Annotated in this window: 11 protein-coding genes; 6 read left to right on the top strand and 5 right to left on the bottom strand. The window is 58.2% G+C overall.

Annotated elements, in window-relative coordinates; genetic code table 11:
- The first annotated feature begins 199 nt into the window (after positions 1 to 199).
- The 4 genes from H9I52_RS18150 to H9I52_RS18165 all read left to right on the top strand — a co-directional run bounded on the left by H9I52_RS18150 (position 200) and on the right by H9I52_RS18165 (position 5,939).
- Positions 200 to 1,171 (top strand): glycosyltransferase family 2 protein, encoded by a 972-nt coding sequence (locus H9I52_RS18150; RefSeq protein WP_187455037.1) that lies wholly within the window; start codon positions 200 to 202, stop codon positions 1,169 to 1,171.
- Positions 1,172 to 1,245: 74 nt separating this feature from the next.
- The gene (locus tag H9I52_RS18155) at positions 1,246 to 2,688 is read left to right on the top strand and encodes an aldehyde dehydrogenase (RefSeq protein ID WP_187455038.1); all 1,443 of its coding nucleotides are present in this window, start codon (positions 1,246 to 1,248) and stop codon (positions 2,686 to 2,688) included.
- Between the two features lie 135 nt (positions 2,689 to 2,823).
- Positions 2,824 to 3,579 (top strand): glycosyltransferase family 2 protein, encoded by a 756-nt coding sequence (locus H9I52_RS18160; RefSeq protein ID WP_187455039.1) that lies wholly within the window; start codon positions 2,824 to 2,826, stop codon positions 3,577 to 3,579.
- On the top strand, positions 3,576 to 5,939 hold the full coding sequence (locus H9I52_RS18165; protein WP_187455040.1) for a hypothetical protein: 2,364 nt from the start codon (positions 3,576 to 3,578) through the stop codon (positions 5,937 to 5,939). The genes H9I52_RS18160 and H9I52_RS18165 overlap by 4 nt, the downstream gene beginning before the upstream one ends.
- A gap of 113 nt (positions 5,940 to 6,052) precedes the next feature.
- Here H9I52_RS18165 and H9I52_RS18170 read toward each other — a convergent pair whose 3' ends face one another.
- The 3 genes from H9I52_RS18170 to H9I52_RS18180 form a co-directional block, all read right to left on the bottom strand.
- Positions 6,053 to 7,222 carry a PIG-L family deacetylase gene (locus H9I52_RS18170; RefSeq protein ID WP_187455041.1) on the bottom strand — a complete coding sequence of 390 codons (1,170 nt, stop codon included), beginning with the start codon at positions 7,220 to 7,222 and terminating at the stop codon, positions 6,053 to 6,055.
- 223 nt (positions 7,223 to 7,445) lie between these two features.
- Positions 7,446 to 8,918 (bottom strand): energy transducer TonB, encoded by a 1,473-nt coding sequence (locus tag H9I52_RS18175; protein WP_187455042.1) that lies wholly within the window; start codon positions 8,916 to 8,918, stop codon positions 7,446 to 7,448.
- A gap of 90 nt (positions 8,919 to 9,008) precedes the next feature.
- On the bottom strand, positions 9,009 to 11,231 hold the full coding sequence (locus tag H9I52_RS18180; protein WP_187455043.1) for a S9 family peptidase: 2,223 nt from the start codon (positions 11,229 to 11,231) through the stop codon (positions 9,009 to 9,011).
- A gap of 247 nt (positions 11,232 to 11,478) precedes the next feature.
- Here H9I52_RS18180 and H9I52_RS18185 point away from each other — a divergent pair, with 247 nt between their 5' ends.
- A complete protein-coding gene (locus H9I52_RS18185) occupies positions 11,479 to 14,157 on the top strand; it encodes a M14 family metallopeptidase (RefSeq protein WP_187455044.1) in 2,679 nt (892 codons plus the stop codon).
- A 169-nt stretch (positions 14,158 to 14,326) separates the two neighbouring features.
- Positions 14,327 to 15,256 (top strand): hypothetical protein, encoded by a 930-nt coding sequence (locus H9I52_RS18190; protein WP_187455045.1) that lies wholly within the window; start codon positions 14,327 to 14,329, stop codon positions 15,254 to 15,256.
- 74 nt (positions 15,257 to 15,330) lie between these two features.
- Here the strand turns inward: H9I52_RS18190 and H9I52_RS18195 are convergent, their stop codons facing one another.
- Together H9I52_RS18195 and H9I52_RS18200 are read right to left on the bottom strand one after the other, a co-directional pair.
- Entirely contained in the window at positions 15,331 to 16,842 is a 1,512-nt protein-coding gene (locus H9I52_RS18195) for an OmpP1/FadL family transporter (RefSeq protein ID WP_139515133.1), read from the bottom strand.
- 71 nt (positions 16,843 to 16,913) lie between these two features.
- Positions 16,914 to 18,209: a hypothetical protein gene (locus tag H9I52_RS18200; RefSeq protein WP_187455046.1), complete on the bottom strand. Its 1,296-nt coding sequence runs from the start codon at positions 18,207 to 18,209 to the stop codon at positions 16,914 to 16,916.
- Positions 18,210 to 18,371 lie beyond the last annotated feature (162 nt).

The following is an 18,371-nucleotide window of genomic DNA, read 5'->3' on the forward strand; positions in this document are numbered from 1 at the left end:
AAGAGGTGAAACGGGGGCGGATACACCGTAAAACTAGCCAAATTTCGCAGGGCACAGAACCTCGGTCGGCGCCCTGTCAGCCGCGTTTCGGCTGCCCGATTGTGAGGCCGGGAATTTCTTTTGTTACCTTAAACTTACTTTTAGGCCTTCGCTGAAGCTGCTTTCGGCTTCTTCCGTTTCTACTCTTTCCCGCCGCGCCGTGCTCTCCCCCGTCGACATCTCCATTGTCATTCCCATCTACAATGAAGAAGCCAACATTCCGGCTCTCTACGACCGCTTGCGCAGCGTGCTCGACCCCATGGGGCGGACCTATGAGTTTGTGTTCGTCAACGACGGCTCGCGCGATCAGTCCCTAAAGCTCATCCGGCTGCTAGCTGACCGCGACGAGCGCGTGCGTTACATCGATTTCAGCCGCAATTTCGGGCACCAGATTGCCGTAACGGCCGGCCTCGACTTGGCGGCCGGCAACGCGGCCGTCATCATCGACGCCGATTTGCAGGACCCGCCCGAGCTCATTCCGCAGCTCTACAAGCGCTTGCAGGAAGGCTTCGAAGTGGTGTACGCTAAGCGCCGCACCCGGCAGGGCGAAAGCGCGGCCAAAAAGTACACGGCCAAGCTGTTTTACCGCTTGCTGGCCAGCATCACCAACATTTCGATCCCGGTTGACACGGGCGATTTCCGCATCATTTCGCGCAAAGTGATCGATGCGCTGAAGATGATGCCGGAACAAAACAAGTTCATCCGCGGCCAGATTTCCTGGATTGGCTACCGCCAGACCTACATCGAATACGACCGCGCCGAACGCGCCGGCGGCCAAACCGGCTACACGTACCGCAAAATGATCCGGTTGGCGCTGGACGGCATCACGGGCTTCTCCGACCTGCCCCTGAAAGTGGCCACCATCAGCGGATTTCTAGTGTCGGGCATCGCGTTTCTGGTCATGCTCTACACGTTGTATTCGCGCTTCATTACCGGCGACTACCAGCCCGGCTGGGCTTCCCTGATGGTCAGCATCCTGTTTTTGGGTGGCGTGCAGCTTATTGCCGTGGGCATTATTGGCGAATACATCGCCCGCCTTAGCGCCAACGTGCGCCAGCGGCCGCTGTATATCATTTCCGATACCAACATTCCGCTTCCCGCCGAGCAGCCGCAGCACTCAGACCGTACATAGACTTTATATCTAATTGACAGTCAATTAGATATAAAGGCAAAATGATATACGATTCTATTTCTCCGCCTGGCTTTATGCTGCAAATCGAGAATTTCATCAACGGCCAGTTTGTGCCGCCGGCGTCGGGCAGCTACTTCGATAACATCGAGCCTGCGACTGGCCAAGTGTACGGCCGCATCCCCGACTCCGACGCTACCGACGTGCAGCAGGCTGTAGCGGCGGCCGAGGCCGCCTTTCCGGCGTGGCGCGCTTTGGCCGCCGAAAAGCGGGGCCGCCTCTTGGTGCGCATTGCCGAGCTATTGGAGCGCGACTTAGAGCGCCTGGCCCGCATCGAGAGCATCGACAACGGCAAACCGCTGGCGGCGGCCCGCACCCTTGACATTCCGCGAGCGGCCAGCAACTTTGCGTTTTTCGGGACGGCGGCGCAGCATTTTGCCTCCGAATCGCACTTCCAGGAAGGCCTCGCCCTCAACTACACCGTACGGCACCCGTTGGGCGTGGTGGGCTGCATATCTCCCTGGAATCTACCACTTTACCTTTTCACCTGGAAGATTGCGCCGGCCTTGGCAGCGGGCAACTGCGTGGTGGCCAAACCTTCGGAGATCACGCCGGCCACGGCCTATTATTTGGGCGAACTCTGCCAAGAAGCCGGCTTGCCGCCGGGCGTGCTCAACATTGTGCACGGCACCGGGCCGCGCGCTGGGCAGGCCATTGTTGAGCATCCCGCGATTAAGGCCATCAGCTTTACGGGCGGCACGCGCACCGGTGAGCACATCGCCCGCACGGCCGCGCCCATGTTCAAGAAGCTGTCGCTGGAGTTGGGCGGCAAAAACCCCAACCTCATTTTTGCCGATTGCGATCTGGCCGCGGCAGTTCGCACGAGCATTCAATCCAGCTTTTCTAACCAAGGCCAGATTTGCCTCTGCGGCTCGCGCATCTTCGTCGAGCGCGCGATTTATGAACCGTTTAAGGCCGAATTCTTGGCGCAGACCAAGGCTCTTACAATCGGCGATCCGCTGGAAGAAAGTACGCGGCAAGGCGCGTTGGTGAGCGAAGCGCATCTGCACAAAGTGTTGTCTTACATAGAGTTAGCCCAAACCGAAGGCGGCACGCTGCTGGCCGGTGGGCACCAAGTACGACTGGCTGGCCGTTGCGCCGACGGTTATTTCCTCGAACCGACTGTGTTTGAAGGCCTTGCCCCCGATTGCCGCACCAACCGCGAAGAGATTTTCGGCCCCGTGGTGACGCTCACGCCCTTCGACACCGAAGCAGAGGCCATCGCCTGGGCCAACGGTACCGACTACGGCCTGTCCGCCACCGTCTGGACGCGCGATCTGGATCGGGCGCACCGCGTGGCGCACCAGTTGCATTCGGGCATCGTGTGGGTCAATACGTGGTTGCTGCGTGATCTGCGTACGCCTTTCGGCGGCATGAAAAACTCCGGCGTCGGGCGCGAAGGCGGGCTGGAAGCGCTGCGCTTCTTTACCGAGCCACAGAATGTGTGCATTAGGCTATAAATAATTATATACCAATTAGTTATACAGAAACACATCTTGTTCTAAACAAAATAGCTCGTCTGTTATTCCTTTACCCACGCGGGTTGTAACTGAGCGCTCAGTCATTAAAACAATTGTCGGATATTTGCGCCCGGTTTGACACACACTTCCTTGTCCGCTTCCCATTCAGATCCTGCCTCCACTCTGGCCTTAGTGCTGCCGTGCTACAATCCGCCTGCGGGTTGGGCGACCAACATATTGGAGAGTTTGGCGCGTTTGCAGCCGTTGCTGCCGCCCGCTACGGCGGTGCATCTGTACCTCGTCAACGATGGTACGGCCAGCGTAACGGCTACGGACCTCGAGTTGCTCCGACTCCGGCTGCCGCAGTTTACCTACCTCAACTACCCCGTCAACCACGGCAAAGGCTATGCCCTGCGCACGGGCGTTGAGCAGGTGCAGGAGACCATCTGCCTGTTTACGGATATCGACTTTCCCTACGAAGAAAGTAGTGTGGCGCGGGTGTACGAAGCCCTGCGCACCAACAGTTGCGACGTAGCCGTAGGTACCCGTGATGAGGCGTATTATGTGCACGTGCCGCGAGGCCGCACACTCATTTCCAAGATGTTACGGCGCAGCACGCGGTTTTTACTGGGCTTGGCCGTGTCGGATACGCAATGCGGACTGAAGGGCTTCAACCGCAGGGGCCGCGAAGTATTCTTGCGCGGCCAGATCGATCGCTACCTCTTTGATTTGGAGTTTATTTTTCTGGCCTCCCGGCCTGCCGCCAAGCTGCGGGTGAACCCCATTCCGGTGCGGCTAAAGCCGGGGGTTGTGTTTTCGCGCATGAGCCCGAAGATTCTGGTGTCGGAAAGCGGCAGCTTCCTTAAAATCCTTTTGGCCCGACTTACGTGAGTGCGCGCACTGCTTTTCGGCCGGCCGGCTGGCTTTGGCATGTACTTGTATTACTGACGCTTGTCCTACTGGGCGCGGTGTTATTTGGGCCGGTGTTCTGGCATCCGGGGCAGTTTCTGTTCAGCCCCATCGAAGACGGCATCAAAAACTATTACACGGCTTTGTGGTATGTGCACCACGACGCGGGCTGGTGGTTTACGGGCATGAATTACCCTTTCGGGGAGCACGTCGTGTACACCGACAACCAACCGCTGCTGGCTTGGGTGCTGGCGGCTCTGCAACGGCACGGCGTAGCGGTAAATGTGGTAGCAGTGTTCAACACAACGATGCTGCTGGCCCAACTGCTGAGTGCGCCACCGCTGCTGGCTTTGTTGCGTCGCTGTCGGCTGCCGGCTTGGTACGCAGCCACGGTTACGGTGCTCATCGTGCTCTTGGCGCCCCAAATGGAGCGACTGTTGGGCCATTATGCCCTCTCCTATGCCTGCGTTATTCCGACGTTGTGGTACTTGGTAGTGCGCGCTACGGAAGCCGGGCAGAAGGGACGTTGGTACGCGGTGTATGCTTTGGCAACGCTCTTTTTTGGGTGTTTGCACCCGTATTATTTTCCCATCAGCGCGCTGTTGTTGCTGGCTTATTGTGCCGTAACGTGGTGGCAGCTACCTGACGGCTGGAACTGGCGGCGGACGCTGCGCTTCTGGCTGCCGGTGCTGATCACGGTAGCGGTGCCGATGGCGCTGTTTCAGGTGGCGCTGGCCCTCTCCGACCCGCACGCCACCGACCGCCCCAGCAACCCCTACGGCTTCTTTGCCTACAGCAGTTCGGTGTGGAGCGTGTTTTTTCCGGTAGAAGAGCCAATCCGCGGGTGGTGGAAAAGCATCTTTCATACCCCCGACCCTACTTGGGAAGGCCAAGCCTACGTGGGCCTGACCGGAACATTCATCGCCCTCGCTACGCTCGTGCGAGTGGGCTTTCGGCTGGTGCGCCGCCAGTGGCGCCGGTTGCAGCGACCAGCATTGCCCCCCGTGCTGCGCGTGAGTTTGTGGGCCGCATTGCTAATCCTCTTATTTTCAATGGCTTGGCCATTTCGGTGGGGCCTCGAAGGACTTGTGCCTTACTTGGGACCCATCCGCCAGTTCCGTTCGCTGGGGCGCTTCGCCTGGATATTTTACTATATCTATTCGGTGTATGCGGCTTACGCGCTGTATCAGGCTTCCCGCTGGCTGCGGCTGCGGCAGCAGCCCAAATGGGGCCTCGCGTTGCTGACGACTGGCTTGCTGCTCTGGGCTGCGGAAGGACTGTTTAGCGCCGGGCACAAGGCGTACAAGATCCAACACCCGCAGCGTGGCGCGGGGCGGATGTTGCCTGCCGCGGCCGCTGGCTCGCTGGCCTATCCGAAGCACTTAGCTGAAAACAATTCACAATCTATTGATTATCAATCAATTATACCCATACCGTATTATGCTTTAGGCAGCGAAGTATTCTCCATTTTTCACAGCGACTCCAGCTCGTACGAAAGCATGCGGGCGTCGCTGGAAACGGGCTTGCCCATTGCGGCTACTATGCTTTCGCGCACGCCTTTGTATCAGGCACAAGCCATACAGCAGCTGCTCAGTCACCCGGCCATCGACAAGCAGCTGCTCGCCCGCCTGCCCGACCGCCGGCCTTTTCTGCTGGTAGTTGCGGCCAATGCGCCGCGCGATTCGGCCGAAAATGCCTTGCTGGCGCGCGCGCGTATTCTTTACCGCGATTCGGCGGTATGGCTGGCGGAGTTACCACTTGCGCAGCTGGAAGCACGGGAGAAGTATCTGGCTGATTTTCAGCAACAACAAGCTTCGTTGGTGGCTTACTCAGGCTATTGGGCTTCGGAGCCGGCCCCGCAAGTAATGCACCGCAGCTTCGATGCGCCGGACGCAGCTTTGGCTTTCCCTAACAATGTTGCGCCCTTGCTGGGTACCGGGGCACAAGCTGTGCGGCGCGGTGGGTTGTTGCTAGCCAACCAACCCATAACCCAACCGGGGCTATACGAAGCCTCCGTTTGGGCCTATGTGCGCACCGAAAAGCTACCGGCGCTGCACATGAGCCTGCTCGAAGCGGCTGGTGCTGTGGCAGATAGCAGCGTCGTGGACACCAAATACAGCACCGATATTCTCGGCGATTGGGTGCGGCTTACCGCGCGGCTACAGGTTCGGAAGCCCGGCCAACGGCTCCGGGTGTGGGTGCAAGGCCGCAAGGTGGTTATCGATGAGTTTGAGCTTCGCCCGGTAGCGGCCACTATCTGGCGCCGCGAGCCTATTACAGGCACGCTCGTTCGTAACAACTACCCGCTACTCGCGATGCCACCTTTTAAGCCGACGAAGTAGCGATTCGCGACCTGCTCCAAACGTAAATCATTGGTATAGAATTACTTGCAACAAGCAAAACGCCGGGCTCCCCAATGTGGGAAGCCCGGCGTTTTGCTTATACTATCTAGTTCTTAATGAGCCACTTGCATCCTGATTTGACGGCGTTCGGAGCCTACTTGCAGCGAGCAAATGTACTGGCCGCTACTCGGAAACTGGTTGGCGTCGAGCCATACTTCGTAGCGGCCGGCAACCTGCTTTTTCTCCACCAGCGTAACGATCAGTTTGCCCGTAACGTCAAATATGCGCAGCAGCACCGGGGCCGAATTAGGCAGGTAATAGGCCACCAAACTTGACTGATCGAAGGGGTTGGGATAATTGCCTTCCAGTGTTAGCTGCACAGGCTCTACGGCCGCTGTATCGGCTGAGGTAGCGGGCATCGGCACGGAATGGGCAGTAGCTGGGCCCGGCTGGGAAGGTGTGTTGGGAACGTTGTGCCGCAGACGGAAATACTGCCGGCCGATCCATACCAAATGTTCTTTGTTCCAGCCTGAAGGCTGCCCGGCATCGCTGATGGCTTTGCAATAGGCTGAGTACAAGGCCGTTTGGTTGGCCGTTTGATCCAGTGTCAGGTTTACCTTTTCCTTCGATGCGGAGTATTCCTTGTACAAATGCTGGCGACAATCCATATCGTCGGAGGCAACCCGGGCGAGAACCCCAGCCATCATATGATCGGGATGATCGTCGGGGTTGCGGACTTTATCCAGGTCGGGAGCATTGACCCACACGCGAGCGCCGTCGTTGATTTCGCGCTTCATCAGTTGCTGCACCGTGCCCACTAAGTCGCTCCACGATGTGTAGGTTGCCGTTTTGTCGAGGCTGGTCAGGCTGGTGATTTTCTTGTTTTTGAGCTTGGCAATTGTCTCAAAATTCGTGCGCGGGTAGCCATCGCCTTTGTAGCCGCCATCGGGCAAACGGAAGAAGTAGGCCGCGGTATTTTTGTACCGGTACATGGCTACCTCGTGTTTGTTAATGGTTTGGGTGCCAGCTGGTGGCAGGGCCTCACTGGAAGCCGACAGGCAGGTAGCAGCCTGAATAGCGTTGAGACAGCCGGTTTCGCGGCTCTTCCAGTAAGTATCGCCCAGATCGCCGGCCTGTCCGGCCGTCAGGCAAATAAAAATAACCTTCGTCCGACGGCGCTGCACATCATCGTAAGCATTGCTGCCCATGAATAGCTGCCAGTCGTCCTGGTGAGCGGTGATGTAAAAAACAACATCTTTTGGCTGGCCTGCCTGCGCTTGCACGCGGCTTGTCAGAGAGAGTAATAAACCAAGGCCAAGAAGGAACGCAGAGAATAGTCTTTTAACCATACACGCAATTAGGTGTAACAGGTAGAATCAGAGCGGAGTCCGGAAGCCACCACACAGAATGTGAGAAGCTTAAGTTCCCTAAAGTTATGGTATCGGAGTGATATATTTTAGGAAGGGCACAATTTTTTTACGTTTTATTATACAAAATAATATCCCATTAGTTCAATTTACTCAGCATTCGCTCTAGTTCATCGAGCGTAGTTTCCTTGAACTGGATCTCGGTGAGGGGCTGTCCTGTGGTAGTTTCTTGCAAAGCCAGATACGGAATCCCGTTATCGTAACGCATGGCAACCAGAGTAGCGCGTTGGTTGGCAGGCACATTATCAAAGGCGTATCCATTGTCTTGCCCTTGGCCTTCCAGCACGGTTTTGTGCCCCCGAAATACGAGGCGCACCGACGTGGTGGCATCGGCCACGGCCGGCACCAGCAAGCTGGCTTTAGCACTAACTGATTGCCACAAGCGGGCGCAAGTAAGCCACCCCAAACGCTTGGTAGTGAACACGTATTGCGTAGAGTTTGAGCTTTCTGCGGCACTAGTCTCGGCATCAGAAGGCTCGGCCGCCACAACCGAAAGGGCCGCGCTGGTAGAGTCGGCAGACGTGGCCAGGCCAGGCTGGAAGGAGAAGCGGATGGGCAACGTCATCTTTACCTTCACAAACTGTCCGTCGTGCTGGCCAGGCGTCCAGTGGCCGGAAGTTTGGCGCAGCACGCGCAGCACTTCCTCGTCGCAGCCGTCGCCGATGCCGCGCAGAATTTTGGGCGAGGCCACCCGGCCGGCTTCGTCCACCACAAAGGAGGCGAAAACCACGCCTTGGGTTTGCTTGGCTACGGCTTCTTGCGGGTAGCGCACTAGCTTGTTGATGTCGGCGGGGCCGTGGCCATAGGCAGGCATGCGCTCGGCATCGGTGAAAACCTGCTCGGGTGTAGTTTCTACGGTTTCGGCGGCGGCCCATTGCGTGGGCTGCTTGCGCCCTAGGCCGTAGTAAAGCTGCATGGCCGGTTCGCGGCGCTTTACGGGCAGCTCGAGCTGGTAGGTGCGCCCGTCGGCTAGTTGCAGCGGCTGCCCATGTGTGGTAGCCCGCACAAGCACCGCACCACCCGTTTCAAGTAGCTCGTTATCAACTGTTTGCGTTTGCAGATTTGACAGAACCAGATCGGCCTTCGTGTAACATTCTTTGAGCTCGACCCATACCGAACCGTTGGGTTGGGCTTGTTGGGCATCGACGAGCGCACCGGCCGGAATGCGCACCACGGTTCCTTCACGTCCGCGCACTTCGGCGGGGCGCGTCGGATCGATCTGGAAGTATTCGCTGGCTTTTAGCGTCAGATCGGCGAGGCGGGCGTCGGTGGGTGGCGGGGCCGTTGTATCCCGGCTGGGCGCGCGCAACGTGCCCCGGCGGTACACGATCAAAGGGGCCGTTGGGTTGGTGCGGCGGCCGAGTTTGTGCCAGGTATCCGAGCTGGAAACCGGCGCGGTCAGGCGGCCCGTATCGGGGGCCGCGTCCAGGGCGGTGCTGTCGGTGGGAGTTGGTTGCTGCGGTTCGGTGTGAGCAGGTTTATCAGGCTGACAGGCCACTGCGGCCAGGCTCAGACTTAGAAGAAAGAAAAAGCGGCGTTTCGTTCGGAGCATACACGGAATGGTAATCAACGCGAAAAGCTACGAAGAAACGCCACCCAAAGTACTATTCTTATAAATATCAGGACATTTTAGAGCCCGACTTTACAGGTTCTTCAGCACGAAATCCGTCATCTGGCGGTAGAGGTGCAGCCGCGTGTTGCCGCCGTAAATGCCGTGGTTGCGATTGGGGTAATACAGCGTCTGGTAATCCTTATTTTCCCGAATCAGGGCCTCGACCCAGGCAATGGAGTTTTGAAAATGCACGTTGTCGTCGCCGGTGCCGTGCACTAGCAAGTACTTACCTTTCAATTGGTTAGCAAACTGCACGGGCGAGTTCTCGTCGTAGCCGGCTGGGTTTTCCTGCGGCGTTTTCAGAAAGCGCTCGGTATACACGGTATCGTAGTAGCGCCAGTTGGTAACGGGCGAAACCGAGATGCCCATCTTGAACAGGTCCGCTTGCTTGGTCATGGCTAAGGCCGTCATGTAGCCGCCGTAGCTCCAGCCCCAGATGCCGATGCGGGCTTTGTCGACGAAAGGCAGGGTGCCGAGGTATTTGGCGCCTTCGCCTTGGTCGATGGTTTCAAGCTTGCCCAGATTGGCATACGTGGCCTTCTTGAAGGCCGCCCCGCGCGCACCTGTGCCGCGGTTGTCAATGGACACCACGATGTAGCCATTTTGGGCCAGCATCTGATGCCATAGGTAATCAGTAAACGCCAGGCCGGCGCCGGCGTCGTCCTTCACGGTTTGGGAGCCGGGGCCGCCGTACACGTACATCAGCACCGGGTACTTTTTGGCAGCGTCGAAGCTGGCGGGTTTCAGCATGGAGCCGTTGAGCGTGATGCCTTCCGTGGTTTTAAAAGTGAAGAAGTCGAGCTTGCCGAGATTATACTGAGTAAGCGTCTGACGCAGCGGGGCGTTATCTTCCAGCACTTTCACCAGCTTGCCGTCGCTGCCGCGGCGCAGGCTTACGGTGGTCGGGGTGCCGTTGGAGGAGCGGTAATTCAGGTAAAAGCGGCAGTCGGGGCTCATGTTTACCTCGTCGGTGCCGGAGCCGGCTTCGCTGAGGCGAGTTTTGCCTTTTCCCTTCAGACTAACGCGGTAAAGGTGGCGCTGCAAGGGCGAAGCCTCGGTGCTCGTGAAGTAAATCAGGCCGTGCTCTTCGTCGAACCCATCGATTTCGGTCACTTCCCACGCCCCTTTGGTGAGCTGCGTGACGAGCTTGCCCCGCAGGTCGTAGAGGTAAAGATGGCGGTAACCATCTCGCTCTGAGCTATATACAAAGTGCTTATTATCGGATAGATACCGCAAGTCATCATTTACTTCGACGTAGGCGTTGTCGGTGTCCGTGAGCACGACTTGGGTTTTGCCGGTGGAGGCGTCGGCGTGCAGAATCTCCAGTTTGTTCTGCAAGCGGTTTAGGCGGCGGATGCTGAGCAGGTTGGGCGTCTGCGTCCAGTTGATGCGCGGGATGTATTGGTTTGGCTCGGGACCCACGTCCATTTTGGTGGTGCGGCCAGCGGCTACCTCGTAAGCCGAGATGCTGACAACGGAGTTTTTCTCGCCGGCTTTGGGGTATTTGTAGCGGTAATCAATCGGGTACAGCGGCCCCCATACCTGCATGTTGTACTCCGGCACCTGGCTTTCGTCGAAAGTGTAGAAGGCGATTTGCCGGCTGTCGGGCGACCAGAAAAAGGCCTGCGCAAACTCAAACTCCTCTTCGTACACCCAGTCGGTGCTGCCGTTGATGATGTTGTTGAACGCCCCGTTGGTCGTGACGGCCTTTTCCTGCATGGTAGCTAAGTCCGTCACAAACAGGTTGTTATCACGCACAAAAGCCACACGCTTGCCATCGGGTGAAAACGTGGCGTAGCTCTGTTTGTCGCCGGTGCTCAGGGGCACCATTTTGCGGGTGTCGCGGTCGTAAACAAAATAGTAGGCCCGGCTCGAACGCCGGTAAATGGGCTCGGTATCGGTGCTGAACAGGATTTTCTTCTCGTCGGCATTGAAGGCGTAGTCTTCGGCTTCGATGAGCTGATTGCTGCCCGTTACCTGCATGGCATCACGCGCCACCAGGGTTTGCACCGGCTGGCCCGTGGCCACGTCGTGCTGTACAAGGCTGCCGTTGTCGAGCGAGGAATAAAAGCGGCCGTCGCGCATCCAGTTGAAGCCCGGCACCGAGCGCTCCTGAAAAGTGGGTTTGGCCCATATATCTTCGAGGGTAATGGCTTGTTTTTGCTGCGCCATCGCCACGGGGGCGGTAAGCGGCACGAGTGCTGGGCCGGCTGTAGCAAGCAGCAGCGCCAGACCAAGGGAGCGTAATTTCATCGAGTAAAATAGTCGGAGAATAGCGGCAAGAATGCCCGTGTTAAAGGTAAAGACTAAACCGGGGCAGCAAAGAATGCACGGCGCACTGAAAGTGTGGGGAAGCAGGCAGCCCGGAGGCGTATCTTGGCTCGCCAATTGGTCTTTTTTGCTCTGCTACTCTGCAAGTTGGGTCCGCTATGTTAAGTTGCAGCACCCACCCTCGGCCAGAAGATAATTTGGCCGATTAAATGCGCTTTCCTCTGATCTTATGAGAAAACTCTACGGTTTGCTGCTGGCTTTGCTGGTGGCACTTGCGGGCCAAGCCCAGACCAAGTCCAACCTGGCGTACTACCTGCCCCAGACGGTAACTTACAACCCGGCCATCCCGACGCCCGCCTCGGTGCTAGGCTACGAAGTGGGCGAGTGGCACGTAAGCCACGACCAGCTAGTAACTTACATGCGCGCCGTGGATGCCGCTTCCGACCGCGTTACCCTCACCGAATACGCCCGTACCCACGAGCACCGGCCGCTGCTGCTGCTCACCATTACGTCGCCGGAAAATCAGCGCAACATCGTCCAGATCAAGGCGGATCACCATAAACTGACCGACCCAGCCGTGTCGGGCCAACTCGATGTGAGCCGGATGCCGGTAGTGTTCTGGATGGGGTACAGCGTGCACGGCAACGAGCCGAGCGGTACCAACGCTTCGCTGCTGGCCGTGTATTATTTGGCCGCCGCACAAGGCCCAGCCATCGATGAACTGTTGCGTAACACCGTGGTGCTAGTCGACCCCAGCATCAACCCCGACGGCATGACCCGGTTTTCTACGTGGGTGAATTCGCACCGCGGCACCAACTTAGTCACCGACCCTAACAACCTGGAACAGAACGAAGTATGGCCTGGTGGCCGCTTTAATCATTATTGGTTTGACCTGAACCGCGATTGGTTGCCGTTGCAGCACCCCGAGTCCAGGGGCCGGCTCAAGCAGTTTCACGACTGGAAGCCCAACCTGCTCACGGACCACCACGAAATGGGCTCCAACTCGACGTTCTTCTTCCAGCCGGGCGTGCCTTCGCGCAAGCACCCGCTCACGCCCGACCGCAACTTTGAGCTGACTCAGAAAATCGGGGCGTACCACGCCAAGGCGCTCGACAAAATCGGCTCGCTCTACTTCACCGAGGAGAGCTACGACGACTTTTATTACGGCAAGGGCTCGACTTACCCCGATGTGAACGGCGCCATAGGCATTCTGTTTGAGCAGGCCAGCTCGCGTGGTCATGCCCAGGAAAGCATCAACGGTGTGCTGCGCTTTCCCTTCACGATCCGCAACCAAGTAACCACCACGCTCTCGTCGTTGGAGGCGGTGCAGGCGATGCGAACCGACCTGCTGAGCTATCAGCGTGATTTCTACCAAAAAGCAGCCCGCGAAGCCAAGGGGCAGAACGTGCGGGCGTACGTATTTGGTGCCGAACAGGATCCGGCGCGCTCCTACGAGTTAGCCCGCGTGATCCGACAGCACCAAATTGCGGTGTACCGGCCCAAAACGACTATCAAGTTGGATGGCCATACTTTCGGACCCACCGATGCCTACGTCGTGCCCACGGACCAGCCGCAATTCCGGCTAATTCAGGCCATGTTTGAAGAGCGCACCAAATTCCAAGACAGCATTTTTTACGACATCTCGGCCTGGACCCTCCCCCGTGCTTTTGGGCTGAACATGGCCGCAGTAACAAAGGCTTCAGCCAGCGGCTTGCTGGGCCAGCGCCTCGACAGCGTAAGCTTCCCCGCAGGCCGGGTGATCGGCGACAAAACCGCGTACGCATATGCCTTTAGCTGGCACGGTTACTACGCGCCCCGCGCGCTGAACGTGCTGCTGGCCCGTAAGTTAGCCGTAAAAGTGGCCACCGAGCCCTTCTACATCGGCGACCGAAAAATGGACTACGGCAGCATCATGGTGCCGGTAGGTTTGCAAACGGTATCTGCCGACACGTTATATGCCCTGATGCAGCGGATAGCTGTCCAGAACGGGCTCGAGGTAATGGGCATTGGCACAGGCTTGTCGCCACAGGGCCTGAAGTTGGGCAGTGCCAATTTTGTGACCCTGAAGAAGCCGGAGATCCTGCTGCTAGCTGGGGCGGGTGTAAGCCCTACCGACGTAGGCGAAGCGTGGCATCTGCTCGACAACCGCTTCGGCATGACGCCCAGCCTGGTAGCCCCTGAAACCCTGGATCGCGTAAACCTCGACCGCTACACCGTTATCGTAGCTTCGGACGGAGCATATGGGGGCATTACGGCCGCGGCCCGCGAAAAGCTACGGGCCTGGGTACAACGCGGCAATACGCTGCTGGCGCTCGGCAAAGGTGCCAAGTGGTTGTCAGACAATGGTTTATCGACTACCAAGTTTAAAGCCAGTGGGCCAACGCCCGCGCCGACAACCGCGCTGGTGCCCCAATCCACCCAGCAGCCCAAAGCAACGACAGCCGCCCGCGCCATGTCGGCCCAAACCAAGCTGCCGCCGTCGGGCATGCTGCCTCAGCTTCCGTACGTGGGCATGCGAAATGCGGCTAGCGCGCAGGAAATCACCGGAGCCATCTTTCACGCCCGCCTCGACCTGACGCACCCGCTGGGCTACGGGTTTGAGAACCCGGATGTTTATCTGTTCCGCGACCATACGGTGTTTATGGAACGCTCGCCCAGCTCGTATGCCAACCCGCTGATGTACACGGAGCACCCATTGGCGAGTGGCTTTATTTCCAAAGCCAACGAGCTGAAGCTGCGCGGCACGGCCGCCGCGGACATTGCCGACCTGGGCGCCGGGCGCATCATCTCGCTGACGGATAATCCTAATTTCCGCGCCTTCTGGTACGGCACCAACAAGCTGTTTCTCAACAGCATCTTTTTCGGGCAGTTGATGCGCGCTACCGGCACTCCGGCCGCAGACGAATAATAACCCGTTCTCTGAGGCAATAAATCGGGGAATCGGCGTGTTCCTCTGGCGCTTGCTTGTCACTTGCTTGTCACTTGCGGTGGCTTGCGCCACAAACTCAGGCTACGTTTTGCCAGTATCTCCGACCTTTGCCGCCATGCGCCTTCGTTTGCTTCTGCTTTTCCCTTTTTTGACGTTGCTTCTGAGTACTTGCCAACCCGCGCTGGAACCGGGCCCGCGCCTGAGCTTTGTGAGCAACGCCCGCTACAACACCGGTAACCGGGTCGTCAGCAGCCCCGGCGACACGCTTACCACCAAGATTTATGCAAGGGCGGCCGACGACGATTCGCCGTTGCAGCGCGTGCGCATTTTGGTCAAGTATCAGCCTCGTAAAGAGCCTATTGTCTATCCCAACGCCTACAATCCGCTGACGGACCCACTGGCTACTCCGGAAGCCGAGTTTGTGTACATGGACTCGGTGCTGTCTCCCCAGAGCGCCAAGGAATTCAGCTTTCAGCACACGTTTGGCATTCGCACCACTTCCGGCCAGGAAACTTGGACGTACGAAGCCACGGATGCGAATACCACGCCGCGCACAGCCAGCAAAAGCTTCCGCCTGACCATGCGCAACCTGGATTCGGCCCTGACTTATCATCGCTATACCATTCGGCTGCAAAGCCCCCGCAACTACGATTCGCGTCGGTTTCTGTACGCGTTGGCAGGCCTGGCATTTCCGAAATTCTCTGTATTTCAAAACCCTGCTATTCAAGGACTTATAGATTTCGTGTACGTCCCGAACTCCGACGGCACCATCAGCTTAGCCTCACCCACTGATGCGGCTCTCAAGATTCCGTGGGCAACGAAGCGCGCCACCGAACTGGGCAGCACGAAGCTCACCGAAACGGAGTTTTCCGCCACCGACACCCCCGCTAAACTGCTTGGGCGTTTTACGGAAGCCGTGGCCTTTCCTACTCGTACCCGCACGGGCGCCTTGGTCAAAGGGCAGGTTATTGCATTTCGCACGGCCGGCGCCGAACCCAAACCGGGCCTGTTGCTGGTGCAGGACATCGTCACGACGCCCTTCCCGGCCTTGGTAGTGCAGATCCGTATAGCTAAGTAATTGACATTCAGATGGATAATAAAAAGGCCGCCCCGAAACCCGGGGCGGCCTTTTTCATGAGGAAAAGCTTCAAACTAAAAAACGAAACCTACCGTTGCTGAAGTAGTGAACTTTGTGCCATTTACGTTGATAGTTGGCTCGTTACCAGCATTTAACGTGTAGGGCTGATAGAAACGCTTATCGGTGTTATACACGCCGGCCAAGTCCAGGAAGAAGTTCTTCTGCCGCAAGCCTACGCCGCCTGTAAAGTAGTTGCGGGTACGGTCGAAGTCACTGTTTTTAAACGGATCGCCGTAGCGAGCATAGCCCAGCCGGAAACGGAAGATGTCGTACCGGGCTTCGCCGCCAAGCCGCAGGTTGAGGGCCGATTGATACAGGTTGCGGATGTCGTCGTTCTGCCGGTCGAAAGCGCCGGTAGTGCTGTTGCCGGAGTTGTCGGTGTTGAGGCGTGCCTGCCCGTAGTTCACGTATTCGGCATCGCCGGTCACAAAGCCATACTTGCCAATCACAACCGAAGCGCCCACTGCCGCCCGGAAAGGCGTGGTAATGTTGTAGGTATACTCGCCCGGCTGGGTGCTTACGGCCGCCGAAGTGATGGTGTTGTTGGTATCGACGGCGCGGTTAAACGTGGTATTCAGAGAGGTGCCGTACGTATCGGTCAGCTTCGAGAAAGTAGGTGACTGCACCGAGGCACCCACCCGCACGTAGTCGCTGGCGCGATAAATCAGGCCGATGCGGGCATTGAAACCGGTGCCTTTCGTGGTCACGTAATCGCGCAGCAGCAGGTTATTGAACTGCGAAGCGGCGTTGTCAGTGCCTTCCCGAAACTCACGCGTCAGGTCGTAGCGCGTGGTCACGATGCCAATGGCTCCGCCCACGTACAGGCGGTCGCGGTAGCTGGCGCCGTAGCCGAAATCGTACTGCATCTGCGAGCCCGTAGAGAGCACCGTTTCGCTGACGTTGATGGGTCCTTGCCGGCCCACTGTGAAGATGCGGCCGTTGTTATCGAAGTCCGTTAGGTAGCCGCCGTAAGCCAAGCCGTCGAGCGTGGTGATATTCTCCCCATTCTGGCCGTACTCAGCATCCAGTTGGGCCTGGGTAGCTGGCGACTCGCGGAGGTATTGGAAAAACGACCGGTTCTCGTCGACGGTACCCCGGTAACGGAAACTGGTGTTGAAATCGTTGACGCGGGTAACCCCGATGGCAAAAGTCCCGGCGCGCCAGTCAGACGTGTTATCGTCGTCGGGCAGCCGGTTGGTAAAAGCAATGCCGATGCCGCCGATGTGCAGGCTGTTGCGCGCATCACTAGTCTGGCTGCCGAGACCGGTGCTTTTCGTGTTGCCAATGCCCACGCCGGGCGTGAAAGTCACTTCCGACTTCTGGTACAGGCCCAGGCCCGCAGGGTTGCTGCTCAGGCTGCCTAAGTCGGCGCCCAAAGCGGTAGTAGCGCCGCCAATGCCCAACGTGCGGGCCGAGCCGCCAAACTGCGTCCGCGAATAGCGCAACGCATCACTTGCATCTTGGGCAAAGCCGTGGCTTGCATAGCCCATCAGAGCTATACCAAGCCAGTATTTGAGGTTTTTCATGAAAGGGAAAGGAAGGTGGCCGGCAATGCCGGCCGTTCACATTCAGCTACTTCTGATTTGGTCAGGACCGTTTACTGCAGGCGGCCACGGCCTCCACTGCGCGGGCTGCTGCTGGGCGAAGGTGACGAAGAGGGTGATGAGAAAGAACCACCGCCCCGTGAGGGCGAATCGAAAGAGCGCGAAGGCTGTTCGTAAGAACGCGAAGGCTGCTCATAGGAGCGCTGCGGAGGGCTGTAGGTACTTTGCTGCTGCGAGCGTGAGCCCGAAGACTGGTCTCCCCCACCACCAAAGAGACGGCCCCGACGGGGCTGGCTGTAGTCCTGAGGCGTAGCGGCCGGCTGAGTGCCGGGCTGGCTGGTGGCAGCGTCATCCATCACGCGCCACCGGCGCGTCCGGCCACCCGAGTTGTCGGCGGGCTGGCCTGTTGAATTGACGGACTGATCGGTAGTGCTTAACTCACGGCCGCGGGTGCGGTCGGGTTGGGTATAGACGCCTTGGGGCTGCGAAGCCGCATCGGGAGTAGTAGCCAACCGGCCACGGCCGCTAGCCGGTGCCGGCGTACCACCCGACAACACTTGGTCGCCGGTAGAGCTTACGCCGCCGCCGAGACCGCCCGAGCGGCCACGGCCAACATTGGCCCGGCCTTCCGTGACCGCGTCGCGGCTCCGGTCGCGGCGCGGTCCGTAATACACGTTGCCGCGGTTGCCGCGGTCGCCGTAGCTGTTTCCGCCGTAATAGCTATTGCCGCCGTAGTAGCTACCTAGGCCACCATAATATCCTCTGCTATAGCCATATCCGTAACCATAACCGCTATAGAAGGGGTCGTAGATACCGTAGCTGCTGTAGCCATAGCCCCACGGACGGTAGAACGGACGGCCAAACCCAATGTTGATGTTGAGGCCGCCGTAATAGTACGGGCTGTAGAAAGGATCGTAAAACGAGCCATAATAGCCTGGCCCCCAGCCATAAGGCGAGAAACCACCGCCGTAGAAGAACGGATCGGTGTAGGCAAAATCATAGTACCCCAGGCCCAAGCCGCGGTACGGCTGGTTGAAGCGCCGCAGGCGCTGCGCGTAGCTGTAATCGTCGTCGTAGTACTCCGAGTTGCTGTTGCTGCGAGCCGAAGAGTTGTTGGGGTCGCCGTTGTACTCCGGGTTGGCATCTTCCGAAGATTGCCCTTGAGCTGTTTGGGCTTCATTACGGCTCGCCAAGGCCGCTTGAGCAGCCGGCGTCAGGGCCGTACGGTCTTTGGAAGAATAGTATATACCGTCGCTCTCCGTGGTCGAAGTAAGCGCCGACGTACCCGCGCAGCCCCCCAGCGTAAGCAGGGCCAGAGCGGGTAATAAAGCGTTTAGATAATTTTTCATGGCTGCTTACGCGTAAGGATTGATCCGAAAAGAAGGAGAACGAGTGAAGCCCCGGGTACAACCGCTTTGCGGGCGGATTGCTCCGGTATTATAACGTAATTTGGCACCGAAACAGTGCCCGAACTATAAGGCAAATCTTATACCATTTCGGGAATGATTTGC

The sequence above is a fragment of the Hymenobacter sp. BT491 genome, from assembly GCF_014349165.1.
GTDB lineage: Bacteria > Bacteroidota > Bacteroidia > Cytophagales > Hymenobacteraceae > Hymenobacter > Hymenobacter jejuensis.

Coding starts and splice junctions, on each gene's coding strand:
- H9I52_RS18155 (WP_187455038.1), top strand. CDS start 1,246: ATGCTGCAAATCGAGAATTTCATCAACGGCCAGTTTGTGCCGCCGGCG.
- H9I52_RS18175 (WP_187455042.1), bottom strand. CDS start 8,918: ATGCTCCGAACGAAACGCCGCTTTTTCTTTCTTCTAAGTCTGAGCCTG.
- H9I52_RS18180 (WP_187455043.1), bottom strand. CDS start 11,231: ATGAAATTACGCTCCCTTGGTCTGGCGCTGCTGCTTGCTACAGCCGGC.
- H9I52_RS18185 (WP_187455044.1), top strand. CDS start 11,479: ATGAGAAAACTCTACGGTTTGCTGCTGGCTTTGCTGGTGGCACTTGCG.
- H9I52_RS18195 (WP_139515133.1), bottom strand. CDS start 16,842: ATGAAAAACCTCAAATACTGGCTTGGTATAGCTCTGATGGGCTATGCA.
- H9I52_RS18200 (WP_187455046.1), bottom strand. CDS start 18,209: ATGAAAAATTATCTAAACGCTTTATTACCCGCTCTGGCCCTGCTTACG.